Consider the following 26,673-nt stretch of genomic DNA (forward strand, 5'->3'; position numbering starts at 1 on the left):
TCCTTCAACTCACTATTCACCCACTCCACTCACAAGCCAAAGTCTCCGCCTGCTTCAAAACCAACTCAACCGCAGCCGACGCTCCATCCGGTGGATACTTATACTTCTGCAAAGTACGCCGGACCAGAATCTTCAACCGTGCCCGCACACTGTCCCGCACCTGCCAGTCAATAGTGGTGGATTTACGCAACTTATCGGTAATCTCAACGGCAATCTTTTTGAGAATCTCATCACCCAGTTCCCGAACGGCACTTTCGTTATTGGCCAGTGCATCATAAAACGCCACTTCATCCGGGTTCAGGCCAAGCTCAGCTTCCCGGCTCATTTCCGCCTGAAAGTCTTTGGCCATTTGGATCAGTTCTTCAATCACCTGCGCTGTTTCAATGGCGCGGTTATTGTATTTGCGCAAGGTGGCCTGCAACCGTTCGGAGAACTTCTTCTCCTGCACCACGTTATTACGAGTCTTGGCGCGGATATCGTCTTTCAGCAGCTTTTCCAGCAGCTCCACGGCCAGATTTCTGTGAGGCATCCGCCGTACATCATCCAGAAACTCATCGGATAACAGACCGATATTGGGTTTCTCCAGCCCGCACAGCGCAAACACATCGGCCACGCCTTCCGCCACAATGGCATTATCCAGAATCTGCTTCAGGGCAGATTGCTGTTCCTCCCGGCTGCGCTTTTTATCCACCGTGGTGAACTTATTAATGGCCGCTTTCACCGCCGAGAAAAACGCCAGCTCAAGCCGCAGCTCTTTCGCTTCATCCAGCGTGCTGCACAGGGAGTATGCCTTGTTAGCCGCCAGCACCAAATCCATCAGCCGCTTCTTGCCATCTTTCAAACTCAGCACATAATTGGCCGCAGGCACCAGCAACTCTCTGGCTCGGGTTTCAAAACCACTGATATCCAACCCTTCACCCTGTGGTGTTTTGGCAAACAGCCCACGCAGCGCATCCATCTTTTCCGCCAGCACCGCATAGGCTTCTTCGGATCGTAAGGTTGGCTCACCCTTGCCCCGGGCATCGGTGTAATCTTTCAGTGCCGCCTTCAGTTCATTGGCAATGCCGATGTAATCCACCACCAGCCCACCGGGCTTGTTTTTAAACACCCGGTTCACCCGGGCAATGGCCTGCATCAGGTTATGGCCCTTCATGGGCTTATCCACATACATGGTGTGGCAGCAGGGGGCATCAAAACCGGTCAGCCACATATCCCGCACAATCACCAGCTTCATCGGATCGTTCACATCCTTAAAGCGTTTCTCCAGCCGTTTCTTGGTCTTCTTACTGTAGATATGGGGCTGCAACAATGGCTTATCGGAGGCGGAACCGGTCATCACAATCTTGATCACGCCTTTTTCCGGATCAGGGTCGTGCCATTCCGGACGCAACTCCACAATCTCGTTATAAAGATGGGCGCAGATATCCCGGCTCATGCCGACAATCATCGCCTTGCCATCCATGCTCTCATTGCGGGATTCAAAATGCGCCACCAAGTCAGCCGCCACCTGTTTCAGCCGGGGCGTGGCACCCACCAGCTTCTCTAACCGGCTCCACTCGCCCTTGGTTTTTTCCCGGAGGTTGATATCTTCCTCATCTTCCACCACCTCATCCACCTGCTCAGAAAGCTGCTGGATTTCAGCGTGGTTCAAATCCAGTTTGGCCAGGCGGGATTCATAATAGATGGGCACCGTCGCACCATCCTCAACGGCATCCTGAATATCATAAATGGAGACATACTCCCCAAACACCGAGCGGGTATCCTTGTCCTCCTGGGAGATGGGCGTGCCGGTAAAGCCAATAAACGACGCATTCTTCAAAGCATCTCGCATATGCTTGGCATAGCCGAACTTGTAATGGCCTTCTTTGGTCAATACTGCCTTAAGGCCATATTGACTGCGGTGAGCCTCATCGGAAATCACCACAATATTGTGACGACCATTCAACAGCGGATGATGGTTTTCACCGTCCTGCAGGGCAAACTTCTGCACCGTGGTAAAGATAATGCCGCCAGATTCTCTTTCCGCCAGTAACTGACGCAACGCTTCCCGATCATTGGCCTGCACCGGTGTCTGCTTTAACAATTCCTGGGCACTGCTGAAGGTGGTAAACAGCTGACCATCCAGATCATTCCGATCCGTCACCACCACCAGCGTCGGGTTATTCATGGCCGGCTGTTGCAGCAACATACCGGCATAGCAGCACATGGAGATACTCTTGCCCGAACCCTGGGTATGCCAAACGACACCCGCCTTTTTACTGCCGGGCAATATACGACCACCACGACACGTCTCCGAAGCCGCTTCCCCCAGCTGTTCCTGTGCTGCCAGCACCGTTGCCCGAACTGCTTCCCGCACCGCATGGAACTGATGATAACCGGCAATCTTCTTGATGGTGCGTTCGCCATCACTTTCAAACAGCACAAAGTAGCGAATGTAATCCAGAAACAGCGCCTGGTCGAAAAAGCCCCGAACTAGTGTCTCCAGCTGCCACTCCAGCACTGGCCGGTCTTCTTCATTCTGGATGGTACGCCACGGCATAAACCGTTCCTGGTTAGCGGTCAGGGAACCCACCCGGGCGGTATAACCATCACTGATCACCAGCGCCTCATTAAAAATAAACAGGTCGCTGATTTCATCCTTATAGGTTTGCAGCTGGTTAAAGGCATCCCAGATATCCACATTCTCATCACCGGGGCTTTTCAGCTCCAGCACCGCAAAGGGAATGCCATTAATAAAGCAGACAATATCCGGGCGACGAGGGTTCTTGGTTCCCGTCAGAGTAAACTGATTCACCGCCACAAACCGGTTATTGACAACCGATTCAAAATCCACCAGAAAGGCATGGTCGTTGACCCACTGCTCATCGTCGCCTTTGTAGTCCACTGGTACACCGTCCAGCAGCAGTTTGTGGAAGTGCCGGTTATTGGTGATCAGGTCCAGGCTCTCGGGCTTGGTCAGTGTTGCCCAAACCTGCTCAAAGCAACCTGAAGGGAGATGAGGGTTTAATTGGGTAAAGGCTTTTTCCAGGTCTGGCTTTAGCAACACATCCTGATAATTGCTGCGCATGGGGGTTGGGCCATCAGGAGCAATATCAGGGCCGTGGAGGACTTCCCAGCCAGCCGTGCGGAACCAGCTCAGGCAGGTTTGCTCTAATTCAATTTCTGTAATCATTATATTTAAACCTAGAGTTTACCTTCAGCACAAGCTATCGCGAATTTGATCATTAATTCCAACTGAGAATGATCCTCTCTTCCATCATCATCCAATAGAACTTGATACCAAATAGGTTGGATCTTTGTATCGAGAAGTTTTGTTTCCTTTTCTAGCTTTTCTTGATGATCTTTAATTTCCGGCATAAGGGCAAAATGCCTTGGGATATCAAATGCACCTGTTGTAATAATGTCGGAAAACAAGTCAGTCGTTCGATCTTGCTCTAAGCTACAGCCAAGAAAAAGCATGGAGTGGCTAATAAATATTTGCCTTAAAACCTTAGCTAAAGGTTTTGTATAATCTATTTGCTGGTCTCCATATGCTTCTGCATACTGCTCTCTTGAAAAAATGTAAGTTTCTGGTGAATTATAATGACCATGTAGTTTCAATAAGCATCGATCACCTTGAATTAATTTTGCGGCGAACTGGTTGTGAGTTTGAATTCCATGCATATAGCCTTCTATGGCTTTGTGCTTTTGCTGAAAAACCTTCTCAATTAAACCATCAAAGTTTGTTGTGATTATGCAACCATCACATATGGCAGGAAGCAGCTTTATCGGGCCAGATATATCTTTAGCGTCTGCTCCGTCAAAAGTATTATTTATGAAATTATCTACTTGAGTTTTGTTGTTTTCATACAATAGCTGTACTGCATCCAAGTATTTCGAGCTTACAATATATTGCTTAACTTCTTCGAGATAGCTAAGTGCTGGTTGCATCGCTCTTGTTTCTGAAGTCGATACCCCTTCTAATTTTTTAACCAGTTTTGTTATTGCTTGCTCCCACAATGGATAATCACATGAAAAAGATAGTCCGGCACCTATAAATGGGACAATACGTTTTCGTTTAATGGCTTCAACCAACCTTGAAAAGGATGTGTTCTGATCTGTCTCTTCAAGATAATCCTTAACCTCTTGATATTGATCAATCAAAGACTGATTTTGCCAGCGTTCCAGTTCATCAAGGTAACCTGTTGGGTCATGCCAAAAAAGTACATCACTTAATTCAACGGAGTACTCAACTGGATCATCACCACTTGACCCAATGCCATTAAACTTTAAAGGTCTAGCACCATTCAAAGTGTTATGAAAGTCATCGTTTACCCTATCTAACTCACTTTTTATAGAAGCTGTTAATTTTTTTACTGTTTCAGCTAATCCAGTCCATTCAGTCGTCATCGTTAAACCTTCTGGATCAATTTAAGTCACTGGTAGAAAGAGATCCGGATATCAATTTTGGTAGCAAAGAATCCCGAATACTTTCTAAACTACTCGCTTCGTTATGGAGTGCAGTTATTTTGTGAAAATAAGTTTCTAGGGTTTTCTTGAATACTAAATTTAATTCTGGGGTAGCAATTAGGATATCCTGGTCTTCCATGATCGATTTGGTGAGGTGTGTAAATATTGAGCCTGTAGCACCATTCTTCATTTGCTCGGTTTTTCTGAACATGCTCAGGTATAGAAAATAGCGGCTGACAATATCTTCGTTCACATCCATTTTCCAGATGTGGTAATGGTAAATACTCTTTGGTCCTCTCCAGATATGTGGGCCGAAGGTGGCCGACCAAGCATAAATAAAGTCTTCTTTATCGATAAGCTTATCTTTTGGCAGTTCTAAATCTGAATAAACTGTTTTGCCACCATTTGATAAATTCTGGATTCTAACAATAGGTGTACCATGATCTTTAAATTCAGTATTTTTATAAGCCCTGCCATTAAGCACCCGACAAATATCCTTAAGCTTTTTGAATTCCCAACTGTGAGGAATTTCCCCAAATGCAGATGATTGCATAGCAGAAGGAAACAACGCAGCAATTCGGGCAAGCTCGGCGTAGGCTTCGGGCTGTTCGGTTTGCAGGGTGTCCAGGCTTGCCTCGTCTCGGGCGGAGATGGCGCACATGGCTGCCCGTTCGGCTTCTTCGGCACTGCCACCTGCTGCCAATACTGACATTTTGGCTTTTACCGGATCGAAATCTACGAACCATGATTTGAAGAGAGCCTGAGCCATTTCTTCTAAAGTGCGGTTTATTAGGATATTTAAATCTATCTTGTCATCAATTTTCTTTAGAATATTTCCTACGAGAATTTGCCTATCATATGGGAGTATCTCAACTTCAAAAGACTCCATTAGGCCTTTTGTTATATGTGAAAAGATTGAACCTGTACTTTGAGAACTAATCCGGTTAGAAATATGCTTCAACAAATAATATAGGTAATACTTATCCGTTTCTTCGAGTGGTTCAATTTTCCAAATATGATAATGATAAATACTCCTAGCCCCCTTCCAAATATATGGACCAAAAGTTGCTGACCAAGCATAAATTAAATCATCATTCTCGATGTATTTGTCTTCTGGCAATCTAAGGTCTGAATATACAATATTCCCTCTACCTGTTAGGTTTTGAATTCGAACAATTGGTGTGCCAGAATCTTTAAATTCAGTATTTTTATATGCTCGGCCATTTATGAATTTTGCTATTTCTCCTAGCTTTACACTCTTAAATCCCATAACCTAGCCCTGCGATATTTTTTTTGATTTCCTTTTCCAGTTGGTCACTTTCTGCAAACTGTTCTTGCAGTAATCCAGTTAAACGCATCATTTTGTCAGCAAACGGCTCACCATCATCATCCTGCTCAGCAGCACCCACATAACGCCCCGGCGTTAGTACAAAGTCGTGTTTCTGAATATCTTCCAGAGAGGCTGCAAAACAAAAACCGGGCTTATCTTCGTAGCCTTCGCCTTGCTGCCAGGCATGGAACGTGTCAGCAATTTGCGCGGTATCTTCCGGTTTAAAATCCCTCAACACCCGATCTTTCATAAAGCCCATATTGCGAGCATCAATAAACAGCGTCTCGCCCTGACGATCCACCTTGCCATTACCGCTCTGTTTGTTTTTGGTTAGAAACCAGATACAGGCAGGAATCTGGGTATTGGTAAATAGCTGCCCCGGCAGTGCCACCATACACTCCACCAGATCAGATTCGATCAGCTTACGGCGAATCACCCCTTCATTATTGGTATTGGAACTCATGGAACCATTGGCCAGGAGCAGCGCCATGGAACCGTTGTCGTTCAAATGGTGGAGCATATGCTGCATCCAGCCAAAGTTGGCGTTGCCTTTGGGCGGAGTGCCGTATTGCCAGCGCACATCCTCCTCCAGCCGGGCATGCCACCAGTCCTTGATATTGAACGGCGGGTTGGCCATGACAAAGTCGGCGCGCAGGTCCGGATGCTGGTCATCCAGAAAACTATCAGCATTCTTTTTGCCAAAGTTAAAGTCGATGCCCCGAATCGCCATATTCATGGCCGCCAGCTTCCAGGTGGTGGGGTTGCTCTCCTGACCGTACACTGAGATATGCTTTTTCTGCTCGCTGGCGTCGTAATGGCGCTCTTTGGCGTGCTCCTCAATAAACTTCTCACTGGAGACAAAGAAACCACCGGAGCCCATGGCCGGGTCATACACCCGCCCCTGAAAGGGTTGCAGCATTTCCACAATCAGGGTGACGATGCTTTTCGGCGTGTAGTACTGGCCACCCTGTTTGCCTTCCGCCAGGGCGAACTGGCCGAGGAAGTATTCATAAACGTGGCCAAGAATATCCTTGCTGTGCAGCTCCAGCTTTTCGCCCTGGTATTCCGGGTTGCGAAAGCTGGTGTCGGAGAAGCTGTTAATCAGGCCGATCAGTTTTTCGTTATCCAGCTGATAGTTGCTGATGCGGTTGAGAATGCCTTTCAGTTTGCTGTTGGCTTTTTCAATTTCATCCAGGGCATTGTCGATCAGCCAGGAGATGGAACGCAGCTTAACGTCTTCCCCCTGTTCGTTCTGCCAGATCACGGAACCGATGGCCAGGGTGGCGGTGTCTTTCAGTGTGCTCCAGCGGGCATGCTTCGGCACCCAGAAGATATTTTTCTCCTGGTAGTAGTCGAGAATTTCCAGCTCATCGGCAATGGCCTGCTGGTAATCTTCCTCGGAGTCGAAATCGTCCCGGGGCAGGTAGTAGATATTGTCATCGTCGTTTAGTTGAAACAGCGTCTTCAGTTCATCCTGACGCTCTTCAAAAGCGTCCGACACATATTTCAGAAAGATCAAACCCAGCACAATGTGCTTGTAGTTGGCGGCATCAAGGTTACTGCGCAGTTTGTCCGCAGCTTTCCATAGCTTATCGTCCAGCGCCTTAAGGAACTGCTGTTCAGTGGTGTTCATAGAGTGGCCGTAGATAGGTTCTGAGAGGCTTCCCCCACGCTACCGCCCGTGGCTTGTACCATCGTCTTTATTGACTCAGGGGAGCGGAGGGCCAGATAGCTCAGAGAGGAATTTTGGGAAGGGAGTAATTGTACGCTTGTGAGGTTATAGGTGGTAGTCGTGTATTTGCGAAGCACTGATTAGAAAAAAATTTCACTTTTTGGTTTGCATGCGACACAACTCGTCGCAGGGGTGTTTTATGATGGGATTCTGAAACGGGAAAGCGTTGCCGAATGGCGATGAAGTGAGCTTTCTATGCTACACCTGTTTTGCGGAGTCTGACAAGGATATGAATAAACGACAAAGCTCTCTGGAAACCACTATTCTCATCATTGAGTTACTGAAGCGCATCCCCAAAAGCTGGTGGATTACTGCTCAACAGCTGAAACAACAGCTGGCCGAGATTGGATTGGACCGGGATATACACACCATTCAGCGACATATGAAGTCTTTGGTAGAGAGCAGTCACTTCCCCATTGATATGAATAACCGCAGTAAACCTTATGGCTACCGGTGGAGCCAGCAGGCTGTGGGCTTTACTGTGAACGCCCTGAGTATCCAGGAGTCGCTGATCCTGCAAATGGCGCACAAGACGTTGAAGAACTTGTTGCCCAGCAGCTTGATGGATTCCATGTCTGGCTTTTTTGAGGAAGCCAATCGAAATATCAGCCATGCCCAGGATCCCGCCAAGGAGATTCAGTGGTTATCCAAAGTGGTGGTGGCACCTGAGACACAACCACTGTTACCTCCCGAGTTACAACCAGATGTATTCAATGAAGTCAGCGGTGCTCTCTACAACAACTACTGGCTGGATATTGCTTACAGAAATGCTGGTGGAGAGGTAAAAGAAAAAACCGTTATGCCCCTGGGACTAGCTCAACAAGGGCCTCGGTTGTACCTGGTCTGCCGGTTCCAGGGGTATGACGATGAACGGAATCTGGCGATGCACAGGATGTTATTCGCTCGCTCAACCTCAATGACCTTTGAACGACCAGAGGGGTTTGACCTTAAGCAATACAGCAAGGAAGCACGCTTTACCTTTGGGGAAGGCCGAAAAGTTAAGCTTTCATTTCGCATCAGAAAGGACGCGGGGCTTCATATTCTGGAATCCCGGATATCAGAGGATCAAACCTACCGAGAACATGAGGACTGCTATGAAATCAGCGCCACCGTTGTGGAGTCACGTCAGTTGCAATGGTGGCTGAACAGCTTTGGTGAAGATGCATGGGCTATCGATTGTCAGTCAATTGAAGCAGTGGTTGCCTGATTCAACCTTGGACATTACTTAAAAACATAACAACATGGACGGCGTTATGATGGTAAAAAAAATCGAGCAGTATTTTCAGTATTTTGGAGTAGCCCCGAAAATTCAGGAGGTAAGCCTCAAGGTGCTTCCAGCTGTTATTCAAAAGCTGGATATTCCTGTTACTCCACATAATAGCTATAAAACAGCGGCGGATTATGTCCTCAATCTTCATGAACTGGGCTTTGATGAACTGCATTATGTTCTTGGTATCAGTAACGATCACTGCCTGTTTGGCAAGGCGGTAATTCGAGTTGGCGACCACTACTATGACCCAACTGTGATTGCCAGGCACTGCTTCCTGCCCAAAGATCAGTTTGTCAGCATTTACGAAATGCCCATGAACGAGCTGAAGGGTTTTATGGCAGAGCATAATAATGAGATGCCTTCCATTTTGAATTTGGAAGTCGTGGAGATGCTGAAGCGTGGGGCAAAAAATCCTGAGCTATAGCAAGTTGTAACTAACTTTAAGACTAGGCCGAGCCTGGGAGGCAGGCTCGTGACACCTACTATTTATGGCAACCCGGCCCACAAGCAGAACGCAGCAAGATATTTCTTTATGAGATGACGTACGGTGTTCTTACAGACCATCATTCGACAGAGTTTGCCATCGAATATCTGACTATAATTTCAGCATCCAGAGATGATTGATCACCCCTTCCTTTTCTCTATTTTAAATAAAAACGAGAAATCAAACAGTTACATGCATGTTTATTGTTGCTTGCATTGTGATCATTGCCACGGATGGTTATCCCTATGTGGCCTTTGGCACCGAACCCAGTGCCATGACCCTGGAACGGCTTGATACGGCACATGCCTGCATCAGCAAACGTAGCATGGTGGATATGGGGGATATGGCCCTGTATGCCTCCCCCGATGGTCTGGTACGCATCGCTGGCGGCCGGGCAGAGTTGATGACCCGCAATATCATCAACCCGGAAGACTGGCGGCAACGGTTCAAGCCACAGACCATCCATGCCTGCTTCCATGATGGCCGGTACTTTGGGTTCTATGGTGATTCGGCGGACTCTCCAGACGAGAAGGGCGGCTTTATCTTCAGCCCGGACAGCGGCACCTTTACCGAACTCGGCACTTATGCCGATGCCTGTTACCGTGACCTTCAGGACGACAGCCTGTATCTGGCCATTGGCAATGCTATCAAGGCGTGGGACAAAGGCGCGGCACTAATGCCCTATCGCTGGCGCAGCAAGGTGTTCCAGGGTAAACCTGCCCTGTTCAGTTCGGCAAGGATCATGGCCGACAGTTATACCGATCTGGTGTTTCGGGTGTTTCGGGTGTTTCGGGATGAACAGCAAATTCTGGAACTGCCGGTCACGTCTGACCGGGGCTTCCGGTTACCCGCAGGGCGGGGCAGTCGCTGGCAGTTTGAGTTGTCAGGGACCGATACGGTGACTGCCTTGATTGTGGCCAGCTCGATGGCAGAGCTTTAGGAAAAAACTCAGGGCAGCCATTCCTCCTGCATAATCTGATCGAACGTCCATGGGCTTTCTGGCGGAAAGGTTTTCCGGGGCAGTTCGGTTTCTTTGGCCGCAGCCAGTACTGCGTAGTCATAGGCAGACGTATAGATAGCATCAAGGAATTGTTTCAGTCCGGGGTTTTCATCCAGCACCTTTCTGGCTCGCTTGCGCTGTTCAACCACCGTTAAACGCCAGCTACGGCCTCGTCGTTCCGGTTGGTATTGCCATTTGAGCAAGTGCGAGAGAAGTCGGGTCAAACGGCTTTCCAGTGCGTTGTATTCGCTGCGACCCATGCTGAGTACTTCCTCGGCCAGATTGGCAATATCCAGTTGATCCAGCCTGCCGGTACGCAGGAACTCGGCTTGTTGTTGGGTCCATGAATAGAAGTCTTGGTTGTAGAGTTGGTTGTCAGTATCCATCAGTTTGCACCCATCACCGTTTAGCCCATCAGTTTAGGACAGCTTTTCAGGAGAATCATGCCTAAATTACCCGCACTGCCCGCCTCGGTAGACCGCTACGTGCGCGAGTTCCTGAACAAACTGGTTGGCCGCTCCGGCAAGGCCGGTGACCGGGTGGCGATGATCAGCGACTTTACTGACCTGGGGCTGGCGAAGGAGAAAGGCCAGCGGCTTAGTATGCCTGCCAGTGCCGTGGGCAGCGTGACGGAGATACTGGAGCCGGTCAATGGCGTGGAGCTGCCGGACAACCCGGTAAACGCCGCCGGACTCAGTGCTGCCGGTGTTTTTGGGGCCGTGATCCTGCAATGGGAGGCACCGGCTTACAAGGGGCATAACCATACCGAAGTGTGGCGGGCGCAGGTGGATGACCGGGCACAGGCTTCTCTGATTCATGAAGCCAATGGCAGCCGCTATACCGATGTCACGGGTAATACTGTCCCGTATTACTACTGGATACGACACATCAACAGCAGAGGTCAGGTGGGAGGCTACAACAGTTTATATGGTGTTCTGTCAGCAGGCACAGCAGGTACAGACCATATACGCAGTCAGGTACAGGGCATTATTGATGACAGCTACTTTACACCGGACTGGGCAGCCCATACCAACGATCAGGAAGCGTTGCTGACCAGTGCTCATGGCCGGATTGACAGCGAAACGGCAAGCCGGGTGAAGGATGTCGCCTCACTTAATAACGGTCTGGCCACAGAGATTGCTGACCGTATCGCTGCCGTTCAGTCTGAGCAGACGGCAAGAGCGAATCAGGATTCTGTCCTCAGTGGCCGTATAGATACTGTGGTCGCTGATCTGTCCACAGAAGAAGAAGCCCGAATAGCAGCAGTTAAAACGGAGCAGACTGCCAGAGTCAATGCTGACAGTTCATTAGGGCTGCGTATTGATCAGGTCGAAACTGATCTGTCCAGCGAAACCACCACCCGACAGGCGGCCATCACCCATGTCCAGCAGGCAATCATCAATGGTGATAAGGTCAATGCCACCGATATTGCCAACCTGACCGCCAGTGTGGACCAGAACACGGCCAGTATTACCACCCAGCAGACCGTCACCGATGGCCTGAAAGCCGAATACACTGTGAAGGTGAGACAGGAAAGCAACGGGCAGATTACCGTAGCCGGAATTGGCGTAGCGTCCGGTCAGGCCGATGATGGGGAGACATTCTCACAAATCGCCTTTGCTGCTGAAAATTTCTTTTTTAACACGCCCGGCGGAAATGCCCAGCCGTTCGTGATTGTCAATGCAGGCACTGATGCGTCACCGGATTACAAAATGGTACTGGATGCAGAGGTGCAGATCATCGGTGCGGTGAGCATCAGCCAGCTTGAATCCGGTGAATTGCAAAACGGCACGGCCCTGACCGTTGGCCAGGGTTCCATAGAACTCAGCACCGCCAGCGATGGTTATGGTCAGATTGTCATCACCGGCGCAGGCGGCATTGCCTCCAACGATTACCTGGTCTTGAAGCAGGGCCGGATCGAGTCGTTTGTTTACAGCCAGAGCGAAGGTCATATCCGTTACAAAGAAGTGCGCCGAACTGAGAGTGGCATTGCCTCCAACGGCCAGCAGGTGACCATTCCGGCCTACTTTAAAAGCCAGCCGACGGTCAATCTTTACCCCCGTGATATTTCCGTTTACAACGCCAGCTACCCCAACCAGAGCCAGCGACTGGAAATGGATCACACCACCGTGCAGCCACACCCTACCATTGACGGGGCCTGGGTGTTTACCCCTTATGCCCGGTTGCTGCTCTCAGATGGCAGCACCACCGAAGCCCATGGCCTGAGCTATTTAGGCAGCAACACCAGCCAGCGGTGGGAAATGACCGGTATTACTGGCCTGAAGAATATTACGGTTCATGGCCGGGCGGCCAGCAGCCGTCATAGCGGCAGCGGCAATACCTGGCAGAACCGGCAGGCAACCATGACGCTGGAGTACCGGACCGGCAGCGGGAGCTGGATCGGTGCAGGCAGCACTGCCGTGAACATTAACCAGTTCAATACCCATGCGCTGCAACTGAGCAAGAGCCTGACTCAGGGCACCTATGATATTGCCGTGACCCTGAGTGCAACGGACCGGTCCGGGACGTTTGCCAGCGGGGCGCTAGAGTATGATTATCAGCAGGCCAGCAAGAGCGGTTCAAGCTGGACAGAGACGCTGTATACCCCTCGCGGTAAATATTCATCCGCCAAGACACTCACCCGGAACATCAGCATTGACAGTTACGCCCTGAGTGGCTGGGAGGTCACCCGGATTGATTACCGCGCAACGGTGGCGTTCACCATTAAAGCCCGGACCGGGTATGACGGCAGTTGGATCACCAATAACAAGATACCCGGAGAAGCCTATATAGAAGTGCCTGACGGCAATGGCAGTGTGACGAAATACCGTGTTTATAGCGGGACTTCTGAGGGTGGCTACTATAACGAAGATGTGTGGAAGTATGAAGATTCCCGCGTAGTCAACGTCTCCTGGTCAGACACTGGCTATAAAGACGGGAATATGCGGGGGCCCGTCAAACTTTACACATCAAGAACGGCGAGCACCTATAAAAGTTTTGGTGAAAACGGGACCGCTATTGCCACAGGTTACGCCAGTGCCACCATCAGCAACATCACCGCCACCGTCTACTACCGCAAAGCCAGAACCCAGAGCAGCGCCGCCAGCAATACCTTTTACTGGGACAGCAGCCGCTACGACCTGGGCGCCACCGACATCAGTATTTCAGACGCCATCGTACATTGGACCGCCACGGGCGAATAAGGAGAACACTCATGGGCATAAGGAGATCACAGGGTCTGACCCGACACCAAGTAACCGACCAAAGCTACGGTCTGACCGGCAACAGCGCCTACCAGAAAAGTCTGGATCAGATGGGGGATTTTAATACTTTCTCCCTGGGGTCAGGCAGCAACCACTTTTGGACGAGAAACAAACCTCAACCACAAATGCCGGACATTACCCCCCGCTATGCCTACGACGACAGCGAGCAGCGGTACAAGATCAATGTGGATGCCGCCACGGACGTGGCCGACAAGCTGAAAGACTACGGCGACAAGCTGTTTGATGTGTTTGACAACTACCAGCCTAACTTCCAGTACCTGGGCGACAACGCCACAGTATCCGATGCCCAGCTTGAGAGCCGGTTGGGGGAGGCGACCAGCGACTATCAGGCCAACGCCGACCTGCAACAGGCCGAGTACGAACGGGATATGCGCCGGATGGGTGTGAACCCCAACTCGGCACGGTTTGCAGGCTTTGGTACCAGCAATGCCCTGCACAAGGCGGCGGGACTCTCGGCCATCCAGAATCAGGTACGTGATACCGCCAGGGAAGAAAGCTGGAACCGCAATCTTGATGTAGCAGAACTGGGACTGAATACTGCCAAAGTGGCCACCGATGGGGTCAGCAGTGCCGCCAATGTCTACAAGCTGGCAGCGGATATGTACACCGACAACAAGATCAAGTACGACCAGTTGAACGAAACGGCCAGGCAGTTTGATGTGGGTTACGGATTCCGGCAGGACGAGATGAAACTGGCGGCGCAGAACCAGGCATTTAACCAGGCAGCCCAGCGGTGGCAGAACGGGCTGGTGCAGCACTATGAAAATAACGGCAAACCGAATTACAGAGAGTCGTTTGGTTACGAGTATTAAGGAGGAACACCATGTATATCGGATCGGACGGCAGAGTCTATCAGAACAAATTCGAGTCACTTGGCCATGGCACCAAAATGCCCGGTTATGCCGATGAGCAGTACGCCATCACTCAGCGCCTCGGAGAGCTGCGCAGACGGCAGCAGGAATACAACGGTGTGCAACAGCAGCAGGCATTGACCCAACAATCCATCGACAAGAACGATACCGACCTGTTCTATGACCGCCAACGCCAGCACGATGAACTGATCAACCGGCAGTACGGGATCGGTCAGACCAGCGGGCAGGCGGCCGTGCCGTCAACGCCACAAGGCAGGCAGGCCGGTTATGGTATGCCCATGGAGAGAAAGGAAACGGTGGCCAGCCCGCTGACGCAGGATGCCGGTAAGCTGAACCGGATGCTGCAAAAGTACCATCAGGGGCAGGACCCACGGGATGCAGAAGATGCTATTAACTTTATCAACCAGCACCCCGGTATTAAGGCCGGTAACGTATCCTCCATCCAAATGAACCACAGCGACCGCAACGAAGATCCACTGGTCAGCCTGCTCGGTGACGATGGCAACCCGGTCAAGCAGTTCTATCTCAGCTCCCTCTCCAACCTGAACAACTTTGCCGGTCAACGGCAGCAAACCTACGACCCCGGCAGTAAGGGTGCCAGCGATCCTGCCAAGCTGATGGAGCAGCTTATGCCCATGGCCGAAGCCATGGCTACCCAGTCACTGGCCGGTCAGAACCTGAGTCAGGATGAACTGGCCAAGCTGAAGCCCCCAGCCGTCAGGGCTGCACTGGACCAGTTGATGAAGCCCTACCAGCCCCGCGACCCCGGTTATCAGAATGGGCAGACGCAATACCAGAACGATAACCCGGACTTTGACCTGTTTGGTCCCAGGGAGACAGAGGCGGCTCCCAAAGAAAAGACCTATCAGGATGTCATTGATGAACTGGTTGGAGCACCGCCGCCACCTTCTGCCGTACCATCAACCCCTGTTCCAAAACGGGGTTATGGCCATAACCCCGGCTCCTATCCCATGCGCAGGGCTCCCGGCACTTTCCTCGACTTCAACCCCGTTTATGGTCGCTAACTGACCACCGATCACCGACCACCGACCACTGTCACGGACGACCCTATGAACTGGCACGATTTTATTGCGACGCCCGCCTACCAGCAGGCCAATGACGCCGAACGGGAGCAACAACGCCAGCAGTACTGGCAGCAGCATATTGCCCCCCATGTACCGGATGAACACTACGTAGACGCCTACCTCCAGTTTAACCAGCGCACCAAACCACGGGGCAACCCGGACAGCGGTGTGCTCGGTGATATGGGGGATGCCTTTTTGCACGGTGCCTATCAGGGCTCTGCCGATCTGGTGTCCGGTGTTGACCGGGTGTTTGGTGGCAATGGTCAGAATGCCCCGGCTAACTGGTTGCGCAAAAAGGCCGAGCAGCAGATTGACGATATGTCTCCCTCTGCCGGTCAGGCGTTGCAGGGCTTTAATATTGGCACCCAACCCGATGGCCGTTTTGGTTTCAGTGACCAGAGTACGTGGGCCGGTGCCGGTCTGGGCATTGTCTCCGGTCTGGGTTCCCTGATCCCCTCCATGATCCCCGGTGGTGCCGTAGGCCGGGGCTTGAGTCTGGGGGGCAAGGCACTGGCCGGTGTCGGCAACAAGGCACTGGCCGCCGGTGCGGGCAGGGCCGCCAGCGTGGGCACACTGGCCGAAGCCCGTGGCGTACAGGGGCTGGCCAATACCATCGACAAGGTAGGCAATCATACCGGCTATGGACTGACCGGCGGTGCCATGATCGGTGGCGCTGCGGCAGAAGGCGCAAAAAATACCATCCTGAATCTCGGCTATGAGGACCTGAAAGACAATCCCCGGTTCCAGGAGCTCTACCAGCAGACCTATGAACAGGCCGGGGGCGGCGATACCCGTGCGCCTTTTGAGCAGGCCAAGGCACTGCTGGCCGAAGAAGCGGCACAGGCTGCCTTCCTGCCGGGCGCAGGGGTTGGGGCATTGTCCATGGGCATCGGTGGTCCTGCCCTGGAAAACATTATCCTGAAAAACGCTGGCACCCGTGGCACCAATGCCCTGAAAGGGTTGCTGACTGAAGGAACCCAGGAGTTCGGTGAAGGCTACGGCCAGCAGATGGCCGAAAACTATGGCCAGCAGCAGGCCGGTCAGACTGTTGGCCTGACCGATAATGCCCTGGGGCAGGCCTTGACCGGTATGGTCATCGGTGGTCCGGTGGGTGGCCTGGTGGGTGGCCTTGGCCGGGTACGGAACCCGGAACAGGTCACTGCCACTCAGGAAAAACTGAACGACTTAATGAGTCAGAACCAGACCCTGCAAGACCAGATGCAGGAGCCCAACGCCGACCAGACCATGCTGGCAGAGCAACTGCGGCAGAACTCCATGGCCATTGCCAATCTGGAGAGCTGGTTGCAGCATCATGGCGAGCAGGTGCCGCAGGCCGAAGCACAGGCCGCACCGGAAGGCTGGGCAGATCATCACCAGGGCTATACCGACCCATTGACCGGGCAGCACCACCCGCCTGATCCGAAAATGGAAGTTCCTACAGGGTGGTATGACCATAACCCGAATGATCCTCCCGGTGGTGGCGGTGTGTCCGACAACCCGAATGCCGGGCCGCAGGATTTCAGTGGTTACGACCCCCAGGACGGGGGAAGTGCCACCAAGCGCCTGGAGCGCGACTGGTATGATCAGCCAGCCTGGCAACGCAACCGACCCGGTAATCCGGCAGAAGCAGTGCGGTTTGGCCAACGCTATGTAGAGACTGCCGACCCCGCTAACAACATGGAGCAGCCGAGCCAGTGGCAGGGGCGAACCGTGGGGCAGGAGGGGCAGTACCCGCGCAGGCAGCCAATGGATACCCGCACTGTGGGTATGCCTGAACAGGAGCAGAAGCCGGTACCAGAGAAGAACCGCTGGAAGAACCGGACAGTCACCAGAGAAAAGTCTCAGCCAGTCGAACCCCGACAACAAGCCCTGCCCCATTATCCGCAAGCCGACTTTACCGGCAACCGCCATGGCAACGTATCAGCCAATCCTGAAGAAGCACAGCAGGACAGCCAGCAGCGTCGCCGAGATCAGATCGACAAGGCCCCCGCCCAGCACCCTGGCTCCCCAGAGTATACCGGCGACCCCGATCAGGACCTGACCAGCTACACCGAACGGATGAACAGCCTGAACCGCCTGTTCCGTTCGTTCAACTGGCGCAAAGGGGATACCGGCAAGAAGCGCCGCGTCCGCAGACTGATCGAAAACCAGCGCAATCTGGAAATGAAAGCCCGTAAAGGGGGCCGGGGCTTTACGCCGACCTCCATGCAAGAGGCATTGGCCAACCTGAAGGCCATGGTAGAAAGCGGGGAAGGTATCCGTTTTGAACGGGAAGTGCAGGCCATCGAGGCTCGCCAGCGGCAGGAAGGGATGCGACTCACTCCGCAGCAGAAGTCGGGGACACCTTCTGGAAAAAAGCCGGTACTGGGCAAGGCCGACGAAACGGTGATGGCCGATGAACGGGAAGTCAGCACGCAGTATGCCCTCTATGAACAGTCCGACCTGATCACCAGCCACAACGACACCGGCAGGGTCAACCCGGACTACCCGGCAGAACTGCAACCCAGGGATCGGGCAAGGCAGGCCAGTGAAACCCAGATCCGGGGCATTGCCAGCAAGCTGAACCCGAAGAAGCTCGGCGCTAACCCGCTGGCCAGCAGTGGCGCGCCGATCATCGGCAGTGACCGGGTGGTGGAAAGCGGCAATGGCCGGGTGTCTGCGATCCGCAAGGCATACCGCCTTTATGGGGACCGGGCTGAAGCCTACCGCCAGTACCTGAAGGATAACGCTGATGCCTTTGGCCTGAAGCCGGAGGACATTGACGGGTTCAAAGAACCGGTACTGGTGCGCCAGCGGCAGGGCGAGCTGGACACGGACCAGCGGGTATCTTTCACCAAGGAGGCCAACAAGTCCGAAACCGCTACGATGTCCCCGGCGGAAAAAGCCAAGCTGGACGCCAGCCGCATTACCCAGGAAGACCTGGGCCACTTTGATACCGATGGCACGGGCGACCTGCTGCACCGCAGCAATGATACGTTCCTTGCCCGGTTCGCTGACCGACTCGGAGATGAAGCCGGGGAGCTGAAGACGAAGGACGGGAACTGGAATAAACAGATGCGCGACCGGGTGGAGTCGGCCCTGTTTATGAAAGCCTACGATGATGAACGGTTGAACAGCCTGTTTGCCGAGGACGACAAACCGGACCTGAAGAACCTGATCAAGTCGCTGGCTATGGCGGCACCGCACTTTGCCAAGGCCAAAGGTATAGATCCTGAGCTCGGTGGCTATGGTGTTATTGATTCACTGGTGGAAGCCAGCCGTATCTTGCAAGACAGCCGCAACCGTGGCCAGTCGGTGGACGAGATTCTGGACCAGCGTTCCCTGCTGGACAGTTTTAGCCCGGAAACGGAACTGTTCGCCCGCTGGCTTGATGCCAACCTGAACAAGTCGAAGCAGGTGGGGCAGGCACTCTCTGAGCTGGCCAGCCAGATTGAGCAGTACCTCCAGAGGCAGGGGCAGGCCGGTGGGGATATGTTTGGCAGCGAAGAGGCTACGCTGAATGATCTGATCGACCAGACCAACCAACAACTGGAGAGAGACTATGGCGACAAGAGCACTCCGATCAAGGACCCGAAAACGACCCGGCAAACCGGACCTGTTCAAGATGCTGAAGGCAGCAACGGAAAAGGTGAACCGGGAGAACCCGCAGGGCGAGCAACTGAGTCTGCCCCAGGAACCGAGAAAGCAGCCCAAAGGGATGAAGTAGACGACCTGCTGGATGCCGTTGATGCGGGAGGCCGCCCCGATGGCACCCTGGACAGTGATGAATGGACGGATGATGACTTTGCGGGGATTGAGGGAAAAGACGGCAAGTACGACCCCCAGGTCGGGGGAAGTGCCACCAAGCGCCGGGAGCGCGACTGGTACGACCAAGGCCAGGCAGGAGCAGTAAACAATGAGCGAGATTCCGGGCAAATACAAAGCCGGAAAGGACCCGGAAAAGGTGATCCGGTTGCCGCTGGTCAACCCCCACGGACGGGGGAAGTGCCACCAAGCGCCGGGAGCGCGACTGGTCAGCGGGACCTATTCGCCTCCCCCGATCTATCGGGTGACGAAAGGAGGCAGCAAATCATCGAGAACCAACGTGTTCTGGTTAAGCACGTTGAAACCGGCACCATAAGGGCAGGCACCGACACCATCCACACCCACGACGACCTTGCCCACTTCATCGCCCCGATCCGCAAGCTGGCGCAGGAGGAAATGTACGCCATTGTGCTTGATGGCAATAACAAGGTGATCAATGTCATCAAGCACAGCAAGGGGCAGAAAGCCTCTGCCTCCGTGTCACCCTGGACACTGGCCGGTGCGGTGGTCGCCACACCGGATGCCAAAAGCGTCTGGTTTGCCCATAACCATCCGTCCGGTGATCCTAAGCCAAGTACCTCCGATGTGCATATTACCCACAGCCTGAACGAGGTGCTGGACGGCAGTGGCGTAGTGAATATGGGTCATGCTGTGGTGGGTATCACCGGCCACGCCAGGATTATGGATGCCGATGGTACGGAGCAGACAGGAGCGGTGGCACCTAAGCGCATGGCTCGCAATAAAGCATTCCCCATTACCGAACGGCGACTGCGCTTTAACCGGCCTCACATCAACTTCAGCTCACCGGAAACGGTGCGCCCCTTTCTGGATACGATCAGTGGCAATGCGGTGGTGTTGCTGGACAGCAAATACAATGTCACCGGCGTCCTGCCATTGTCGGACAGCGACCTGAAGACCCTGCGACACCCCACGGATAACCCCCAGGGACGGGGGAAATCCCACCAAGCGCCGGGAGCGCGGCTGGGGAACCCGGCGGCTGCCCGGATTATGACGGCACTGGACAGCACCAACAGTTCGTCGGTCATCCTGAAAAGCAGTGGTTCGCCACTGGCCATGAAAGGCACCCGGAACCTGATCAACTTTTTCAACCGGGGCGACCGGATTAATGTGCTGGATCACTTTACCGGCAAGGAGGGTGATTACCAGTCAGCCGCTGAACAAGGCTTCCCTAACCTGAACGAGCGAGGCTCCTTCTACGCCCTGCGCAAAGACACCAACGCCAAAGGCATCCAGTCCGGCCCCCTGCGGCTGAAGCTGAAGCCGCTGGAGCAGAAACTCGGTCAGGCCATTCATGTATTGCAGTCTGAAACCGAACTGCCCTCACACCTTTACCAGAAAGTCATCAGCGACAAGGCTCAAGGCCGTGTCCGGGGCATGTTTGACCCGGACACGGGCGACACCTACCTGATCGCTGCCAACCTGGACAATGTGGGCGAGGCAACCCGTACCGTACTCCATGAACTGGTGGGCAATAAAGGCGTCCGTGGTTTGCTGGGCAAGCGGCTGGATACCGTGCTTGATGAAATCCACCGGGATATGAGCGACCGGCTGAAGCAGGCACTGGCCAAACGCTACGCTCGGCAGATGGAAGGCAAGAGCGAGGCAGAAGCCAACCGGATCGTTGCCGAGGAATACCTGGCACACCTGGCGGAGAAAGATCCGAAGAACGGCCTGTTGACCAAAGTGGTCAGCATGATCCGCAATGCCTTGCGCCGGTTGTTCCCCAACATCAAGTGGACCGATGCCGATGCGGTGGAGTTGCTCAGTGCGGCCCGTGGGCATCTGAAGCGTAATGGCAGCTTTAATCCCAACGGTCCGACAGGCAACCGCTATAACGACGCTGGCCGTGCGCCCACCTTTTACTCTGCCGTAGAGCGCAGTGCCGCTGCCGTGAAGTCGGACAAACTGCCTGCCCAGAGCTGGCTGAATGCCATCAAGAAAGGCAACTTTGTCCAGGATGAGGAGATCAGATGGCTGGGTCTGGATCTATGGCTCGATAGCAAGCAAGGAGAAAAGCTCAGCAAATCTGATATACTGTCGTTTATTCGCGAGAATGAGGTCAGCATCGCAGAAGACCTGGCGACTTCAAATACCGCAGCCAATGAAGAAGAGCTGGAAGAGCGTCTGGATGATATACGTCGACGGTTTATTAATGAGCGTATCGGCGATTATGAGCACGGTTACCATCTGGATGAAATAGAAAACGCCCTGAACACTGCCAGGGAGGAGCTATGGGACAGCGAATATGAATACAACTATGACGAACTGAAAGATCGCTACGAGCACGAAGCCCTGGACGACCATGAGATAGAAAGCCTGCTGGATGAGGACGGCAATCTGATTAAGTCTGCTCTCCATGAAGAAGCCACCTGGAGAGCCAATAACAGCATCGAAAATACCGACAGCAAAGAGCTGGTCACCGATCACGTCAGCTATCAGGAAAAAGAAGAAGCGGCACTGGCCGTCTGGGAAGATGAGCGGGAAAGTGATGCCCGGGATGATCTGGAGGCTGAGCTTCGTGATGAGGCCGGTGTCCGTTACCGGGAGTACACCATGGCCGGTGGCGAAGACTACTCCGAACTGATTCTTACCCTGGAAGACAACCGCACGATTATTCCCTCAGACCCTGACCAGAGAAACCGGAACCCGCTGACTCAAGAGGAGATTGCAGTATTAAACAAAGGCAGTATGCCGAAAGACTTGTTGGTTTATGAAGCCCATAATAATGATCTCCATAGCTGGATAGTCGCACGTTATAAAGACAATCAGTCCGAGATTATTACCACGGGCCATGCCACCGAAGCCTCAGCGATTGCCGCAGCACTCAGTGAAAGCCAGCCATTTACCCAGTGGGGCGTGGATAGCTATACACACCATCACTGGGGGGACCTGTCGAACCCGCTGGCTCATGTACGATTCCAGTCGTTTAATCAAAATATCCATGGGCGAAACGAGAAGATCCTGTTTATTGATGAGGTGCAAAGCGACTGGCATCAGGACGGGCGGGCTATCGGCTATCAGACTCCGGAAGCTGCGAGGCAACATGAGCAACATGGGAACCGGATCGCAGAATTGAAAAAAGAGAAGGCCAAAAAGACCGATGAAGAACAGGCCGTGGTCACCCGGCTTTATCAGGCCAAAGACAAACGGGATGAACTGTACGAACGGCTGTCGGATGAAGAAGGCTGGAATCACTGGGGTGATGAAGAACTCAGGGAAAAACTGCAAACCGAAATCGATCAGACCATCAGCACCATTGAGGAACTGACCCATCGCAAGGCCCGGTTACTGGATGAACTGAAAGCGCTGGAGCAAGAACTCCAGTCTCTCCATAGCGGCAAGGCACCCAATATTCACCGTATGGTGCCCGACGCTCCGCTGAAAGAGAACTGGCCCAACCTGATTATGAAACGGATGATCCGCCATGCTGCTGAACAAGGCTTTGACCGGATCGCCTGGACCAGTGCCATGCAACAGGTGGAACGGTATCCCGGTCTGGGTCAGGTGGTTCGGGAATTGCGGGTAAGTAGTTGGCCAAATGGAATCGTATATTTCTGGCTAAGTGGGCAGTTACTATGCAAGGCACAACGTAGGGAGCATAGCCGTAGCTATGTGACCGGAGTTGTAACGCCGCAGAGTGACTGCCCACTTAGTCAGAAAATACGATTTCATTTGGTTAACTACTTATATCCCCGGCTGAATAAAGAAGGCGTCGTGCAAGATTTTGAGCTGGAAGCTAAAGACCGCAATGGCGTCACCCGCAGTATGGTGGCACCCGAGTCGTCACTGGCAGACTAAGTAGTTGGCCAAATGGAATCGTATATTTCTGGCTAAGTGGGCAGTTACTATGCAAGGCGCAACGTAGGGAGCATAGCCGTAGCTATGTGACCGGAGTTGCAACGCCGCAGAGTGACTGCCCACTTAGTCAGAAATATATGATTTCATTTGGTTAACTACTTATATCGGGCATCGTCTGGCGGAGCAGGCCCGGGAAAAAACCAGAGACGTTTATGAAACGCTGAAACAGGAGCGCAGCCAGTGGTCAGCAGAGCAGGATGCTGACGATGAGCAGAAACGCTGGTTTCTTCGGGCTGCCAATGGCGATGCCCTATACACCCAGGATGATGAGTTTCTGTATTTCAACTCCGAAGCTGAGGCGATTCACCAGATTGATCAGACGGTATTTGCCGAGCATAGCGAAGAGTTCACCCTGGAAGGTATGAATGAAGTGGTGGGTAAGGATGGCAAGGGTATGCGTGAGTTCTACGACAAGCGCCTTGCCAATTACATGAAAAAATACACCAGGAAATGGGGAGCGAAGCTGGATCCCATTGAGATGGCGTTCCATCAGGAAAAGTATCCCTATGAGAATAAGCAGGACAAGGTGTGGTCCGTGACCGTCACCGACAAAATGCGCGACTCGGTACTGAAGGATGGCCAGCCGCTCTTTTCACTGAAAGATGACCCCCAGGGATGGGGGAAATCCCACCAAGCGCTGGGAGCGCGACTGGGACAAAAAGATAAGAAGCCCGACAACTCCCCCCGCTATGCCCTGAAAGATATACCCGACGATGTGCAGTCAGTGATCAAAGATATCCATGGCGGCATCAATCCAAAAAGCAAGCTGGACCGGCTGAAAGAGCAGTGGGATTCCCGCACCCTGGTTGAACATATCCAGCGGTGGCAGGTAGAAGCCAATCAGGGAATATTCAACCGTTTTGCCATTGTTGAGCACAATGAAAAACAGCTGAATGATGGCAAGTTGCTGGATGCTGCCCTGTCCGCCAGCAAAGCAGCGCACCTGAGCCGGAACTCGGAAAGTGTCGCAGAAGCGGTGCTGTTTAAAGGCACGCCGATGCTGAAAGACGGCAGCGTGATAATAAAGCCAAACAGCCAGGGGATTGTGGAGGTGTTTACCCCGGTGGCCGAGCGGGGCGAACTGGAAACTCAGGAGGTCTGGGCAGGCAGTATCCGGGCGAGGCGGATTATCGATGAAGACAAGGCCGCCAGAGCCAAAGGCAATCAGTTGCTGATCCAGGGGCAGACCATGAAAGAGACTCTGGATGCCATTGCTCCCGATGAGTATCAGGGTGGGCGCTCTGCCTGGAACCGTGATCGCAAGCAGATGGAGAAAGACCTGAAACTGGGTAAGGATCTGAATCAGCAGAGCAGGGAGAATCTGTACGACGAACAGAAGATAAAAACCATCCAGAACTGGGTAGACACTCAGCCGCAGCTGAAAGCCCGGTTCAATAAAGTAAAAGACAGTTATCAGGCCCACAATAAAGACCTGCTGGACTTTATGGAGGCTTCCGGTCTGCTGGATAAGGACGTTCGCAAACTGTTTGAAACCGACGACTACCTGCCCTTCCATCGGGTACATGACCTGGAAGCGAAGGAGCAGGATGGAGGTCGCATCAAAAGAGGATTATCCGGCCAGAAGTCAGGAATCCGGAAACTCACCGGTGGCGTCGAAAAGATCGCACCACTGGAAGCGATGGTTCGTAATACCCGAGCGATGATTGATGCCGCTTTCAAGAACATTGCCCAACAGCGCATTGTGGAGGATGGGGTGCGCCTGGGTGCACTGGAGAAGATGGAAGCTGCCTTCACCATGTCTGATCAGGAAGTGGTTGAACGACTGCGGGATATGGAGCTGGATACCAACCTGACACCGACCCAAATGCGTCGCTGGAAGGCCCTGTTAAGCGCCTATGTGGAACCGGGCAATGGCGTGGTCAGCGTATCGGTTAACGGTAAGCTGGAATATTATCAGACCAAAGACCCACTGTTGTATGCCGCCATTCAGGATCTGGGCTCACCGGCCCATAACGCCTTTGAGAAGCTGATTGGGCTCCCTCGCAAGGTGCTCACCACAGGGGTAACCTCACTGCCTGATTTTTGGCTGCGCAACCTGTTCAGGGATACCCTGTCCACGGCGGTGCATATTGCCCCGGAGGTAAATGGCAAACCAATGAAGCTGAATCCGGTGGCCGGTGCGGTCAGAGGTTTCCGAAAGTCATTAAAGGAAGATGAAACCCGTTGGGCGCTGGCCATGGGTGGCGGCATGAGCGGCGGCGGCTATTACTCCATCAATTCGGATAATGTCCGCAAAAAACTGTCACCGGAAGAGCGGAAGCGAATCATTAACCGCCCCGGACAGTTGTGGGATTTGTGGAAAGGGTTCGGTTCCCGTTTTGAAAACGCCAACCGGTTGCACGTCTATGAGCGTGCCATCGAACAGGGCGGTTCCACTGCCGAAGCAGCCTTCCAGTCTCTGGATGTATTGAACTTCACCCGCAGCGGCCAGTGGCCATTGATCCGGTTTATGGTGAACTCCATTCCGTTCTTTAACTCTCTGTTGCAGGGAGTTAACCGGCTGTGGCGGGGCATCAAGCCGAGTAATACCTGGGATTTGTCGTCATTTTCCGGTCCGGTGATTTTCCGTGGCCTGCTTTATGGCATGGCCGCCTGGGCATTGATGAAACACTACGAGGACGATGACCGATACAAAGAACTGACCAATGATGACAAGCTGGGGTATCACCACTTCTGGATCGGTGAAGGCAAAGAGGGTCATTACCGGATACCCAAGCCCTTTGAAGTGGGCGCCATCTTTGCCACCCTGCCGGAGATTATCACCCAGAGCCTGGATGGCCATGAGGATATGAAGTGGACCAGGGATATGATGTACGGGCTGGTGATGAATATCTTTAATCTTGACCCCATCCCGCAAATCATCAAGCCAATCTGGGAAGTGTCCGAAAACCGGGACCGCTTCCGTGACCGGCCCATTCTCCCCATGCGCTTGCAGAACCTGAAGCCAGAGGCACAGTACGATCCTTACACCAGCGACACCCTGAAAGAGCTGGTGCAGTGGATACCAGAAGAAGCGCCGGACTGGATGCGTTCCCCCAAAAAGCTGGAGCATCTGATCAGGGGCTATTTCGGGTCGCTGGGCAGTTATACCCTGATGGCCGCCGATGCCATAACCCGAAAAGCAACGGGTGCTGCCGACAAACCAACACCCACTCTGCAAGACAACCCATTACTGGGCAGCTTTGTGCGAGACAAGGTGACCAACCGCAACCGTTACACCGATGAACTGCACGAGATGACGGTAGATATTAACGAGATCGCCAACAGCATCAACCGCTACCAGGAATCCGGCGAAGGCCAGCGAGCCAAAGATCAGGAGCAGTCTGCCGCCGCAAAGCTGAAGCACAAGGCAGGACTCCAGAAGGCGAATCGGGAGATAAACAAGCTGAGAGACCTTGGCGAGCCAAATGTTCCTTTTGTTCATAATATACGTCCATTTATTGTTATCGGTTTATTCAGTTGA

The 26,673-nt window shown here is 52.9% G+C and carries 13 protein-coding genes; 8 read left to right on the top strand and 5 right to left on the bottom strand.

Annotated features, from left to right (window positions below):
* Positions 1 to 16 precede the first annotated feature (16 nt).
* The 4 genes from CX664_RS07485 to CX664_RS07500 are packed head-to-tail and all read right to left on the bottom strand — an operon-like array spanning position 17 to position 7,412.
* The gene (locus CX664_RS07485; RefSeq protein ID WP_244910634.1) at positions 17 to 3,172 is read right to left on the bottom strand and encodes a type I restriction endonuclease subunit R; all 3,156 of its coding nucleotides are present in this window, start codon (positions 3,170 to 3,172) and stop codon (positions 17 to 19) included.
* 11 nt (positions 3,173 to 3,183) lie between these two features.
* Positions 3,184 to 4,389, bottom strand: a complete 1,206-nt coding sequence (locus CX664_RS07490) for an SIR2 family protein (RefSeq protein ID WP_101746136.1) — start codon at positions 4,387 to 4,389, stop codon at positions 3,184 to 3,186.
* A gap of 16 nt (positions 4,390 to 4,405) precedes the next feature.
* On the bottom strand, positions 4,406 to 5,719 hold the full coding sequence (locus tag CX664_RS07495) for a restriction endonuclease subunit S (protein WP_101746137.1): 1,314 nt from the start codon (positions 5,717 to 5,719) through the stop codon (positions 4,406 to 4,408).
* A complete protein-coding gene (locus CX664_RS07500; protein ID WP_101746138.1) occupies positions 5,709 to 7,412 on the bottom strand; it encodes a class I SAM-dependent DNA methyltransferase in 1,704 nt (567 codons plus the stop codon). Before CX664_RS07500 ends, CX664_RS07495 begins: the two co-directional genes overlap by 11 nt.
* Positions 7,413 to 7,740: 328 nt before the next feature.
* Between CX664_RS07500 and CX664_RS07505 the strand changes: the two genes are divergently transcribed.
* The 3 genes from CX664_RS07505 (at position 7,741) to CX664_RS07515 (ending at position 10,205) form a co-directional block, all read left to right on the top strand.
* Positions 7,741 to 8,718 (top strand): helix-turn-helix transcriptional regulator, encoded by a 978-nt coding sequence (locus CX664_RS07505; RefSeq protein WP_101746163.1) that lies wholly within the window; start codon positions 7,741 to 7,743, stop codon positions 8,716 to 8,718.
* A gap of 46 nt (positions 8,719 to 8,764) precedes the next feature.
* On the top strand, positions 8,765 to 9,205 hold the full coding sequence (locus CX664_RS07510) for a hypothetical protein (protein ID WP_101746139.1): 441 nt from the start codon (positions 8,765 to 8,767) through the stop codon (positions 9,203 to 9,205).
* Between the two features lie 256 nt (positions 9,206 to 9,461).
* Entirely contained in the window at positions 9,462 to 10,205 is a 744-nt protein-coding gene (locus CX664_RS07515) for a hypothetical protein (RefSeq protein ID WP_101746140.1), read from the top strand.
* An 8-nt stretch (positions 10,206 to 10,213) separates the two neighbouring features.
* Here CX664_RS07515 and CX664_RS07520 read toward each other — a convergent pair whose 3' ends face one another.
* Entirely contained in the window at positions 10,214 to 10,651 is a 438-nt protein-coding gene (locus CX664_RS07520) for a DUF29 domain-containing protein (RefSeq protein WP_101746141.1), read from the bottom strand.
* A 57-nt stretch (positions 10,652 to 10,708) separates the two neighbouring features.
* Here CX664_RS07520 and CX664_RS07525 point away from each other — a divergent pair, with 57 nt between their 5' ends.
* From CX664_RS07525 to CX664_RS07545, 5 genes are all read left to right on the top strand, one after another.
* A complete protein-coding gene (locus tag CX664_RS07525) occupies positions 10,709 to 13,468 on the top strand; it encodes a phage tail tip fiber protein (protein WP_101746142.1) in 2,760 nt (919 codons plus the stop codon).
* An 11-nt stretch (positions 13,469 to 13,479) separates the two neighbouring features.
* The gene (locus CX664_RS07530; RefSeq protein WP_101746143.1) at positions 13,480 to 14,361 is read left to right on the top strand and encodes a hypothetical protein; all 882 of its coding nucleotides are present in this window, start codon (positions 13,480 to 13,482) and stop codon (positions 14,359 to 14,361) included.
* Between the two features lie 11 nt (positions 14,362 to 14,372).
* Entirely contained in the window at positions 14,373 to 15,446 is a 1,074-nt protein-coding gene (locus CX664_RS07535; RefSeq protein WP_101746144.1) for a hypothetical protein, read from the top strand.
* Between the two features lie 45 nt (positions 15,447 to 15,491).
* The gene (locus CX664_RS07540; RefSeq protein WP_101746145.1) at positions 15,492 to 23,129 is read left to right on the top strand and encodes a JAB domain-containing protein; all 7,638 of its coding nucleotides are present in this window, start codon (positions 15,492 to 15,494) and stop codon (positions 23,127 to 23,129) included.
* Positions 23,130 to 23,550: 421 nt separating this feature from the next.
* Positions 23,551 to 26,673: an LPD38 domain-containing protein gene (locus tag CX664_RS07545; RefSeq protein WP_101746146.1), complete on the top strand. Its 3,123-nt coding sequence runs from the start codon at positions 23,551 to 23,553 to the stop codon at positions 26,671 to 26,673.

Source organism: Endozoicomonas acroporae (assembly GCF_002864045.1).
Taxonomy (GTDB): Bacteria; Pseudomonadota; Gammaproteobacteria; order Pseudomonadales; family Endozoicomonadaceae; genus Endozoicomonas; species Endozoicomonas acroporae.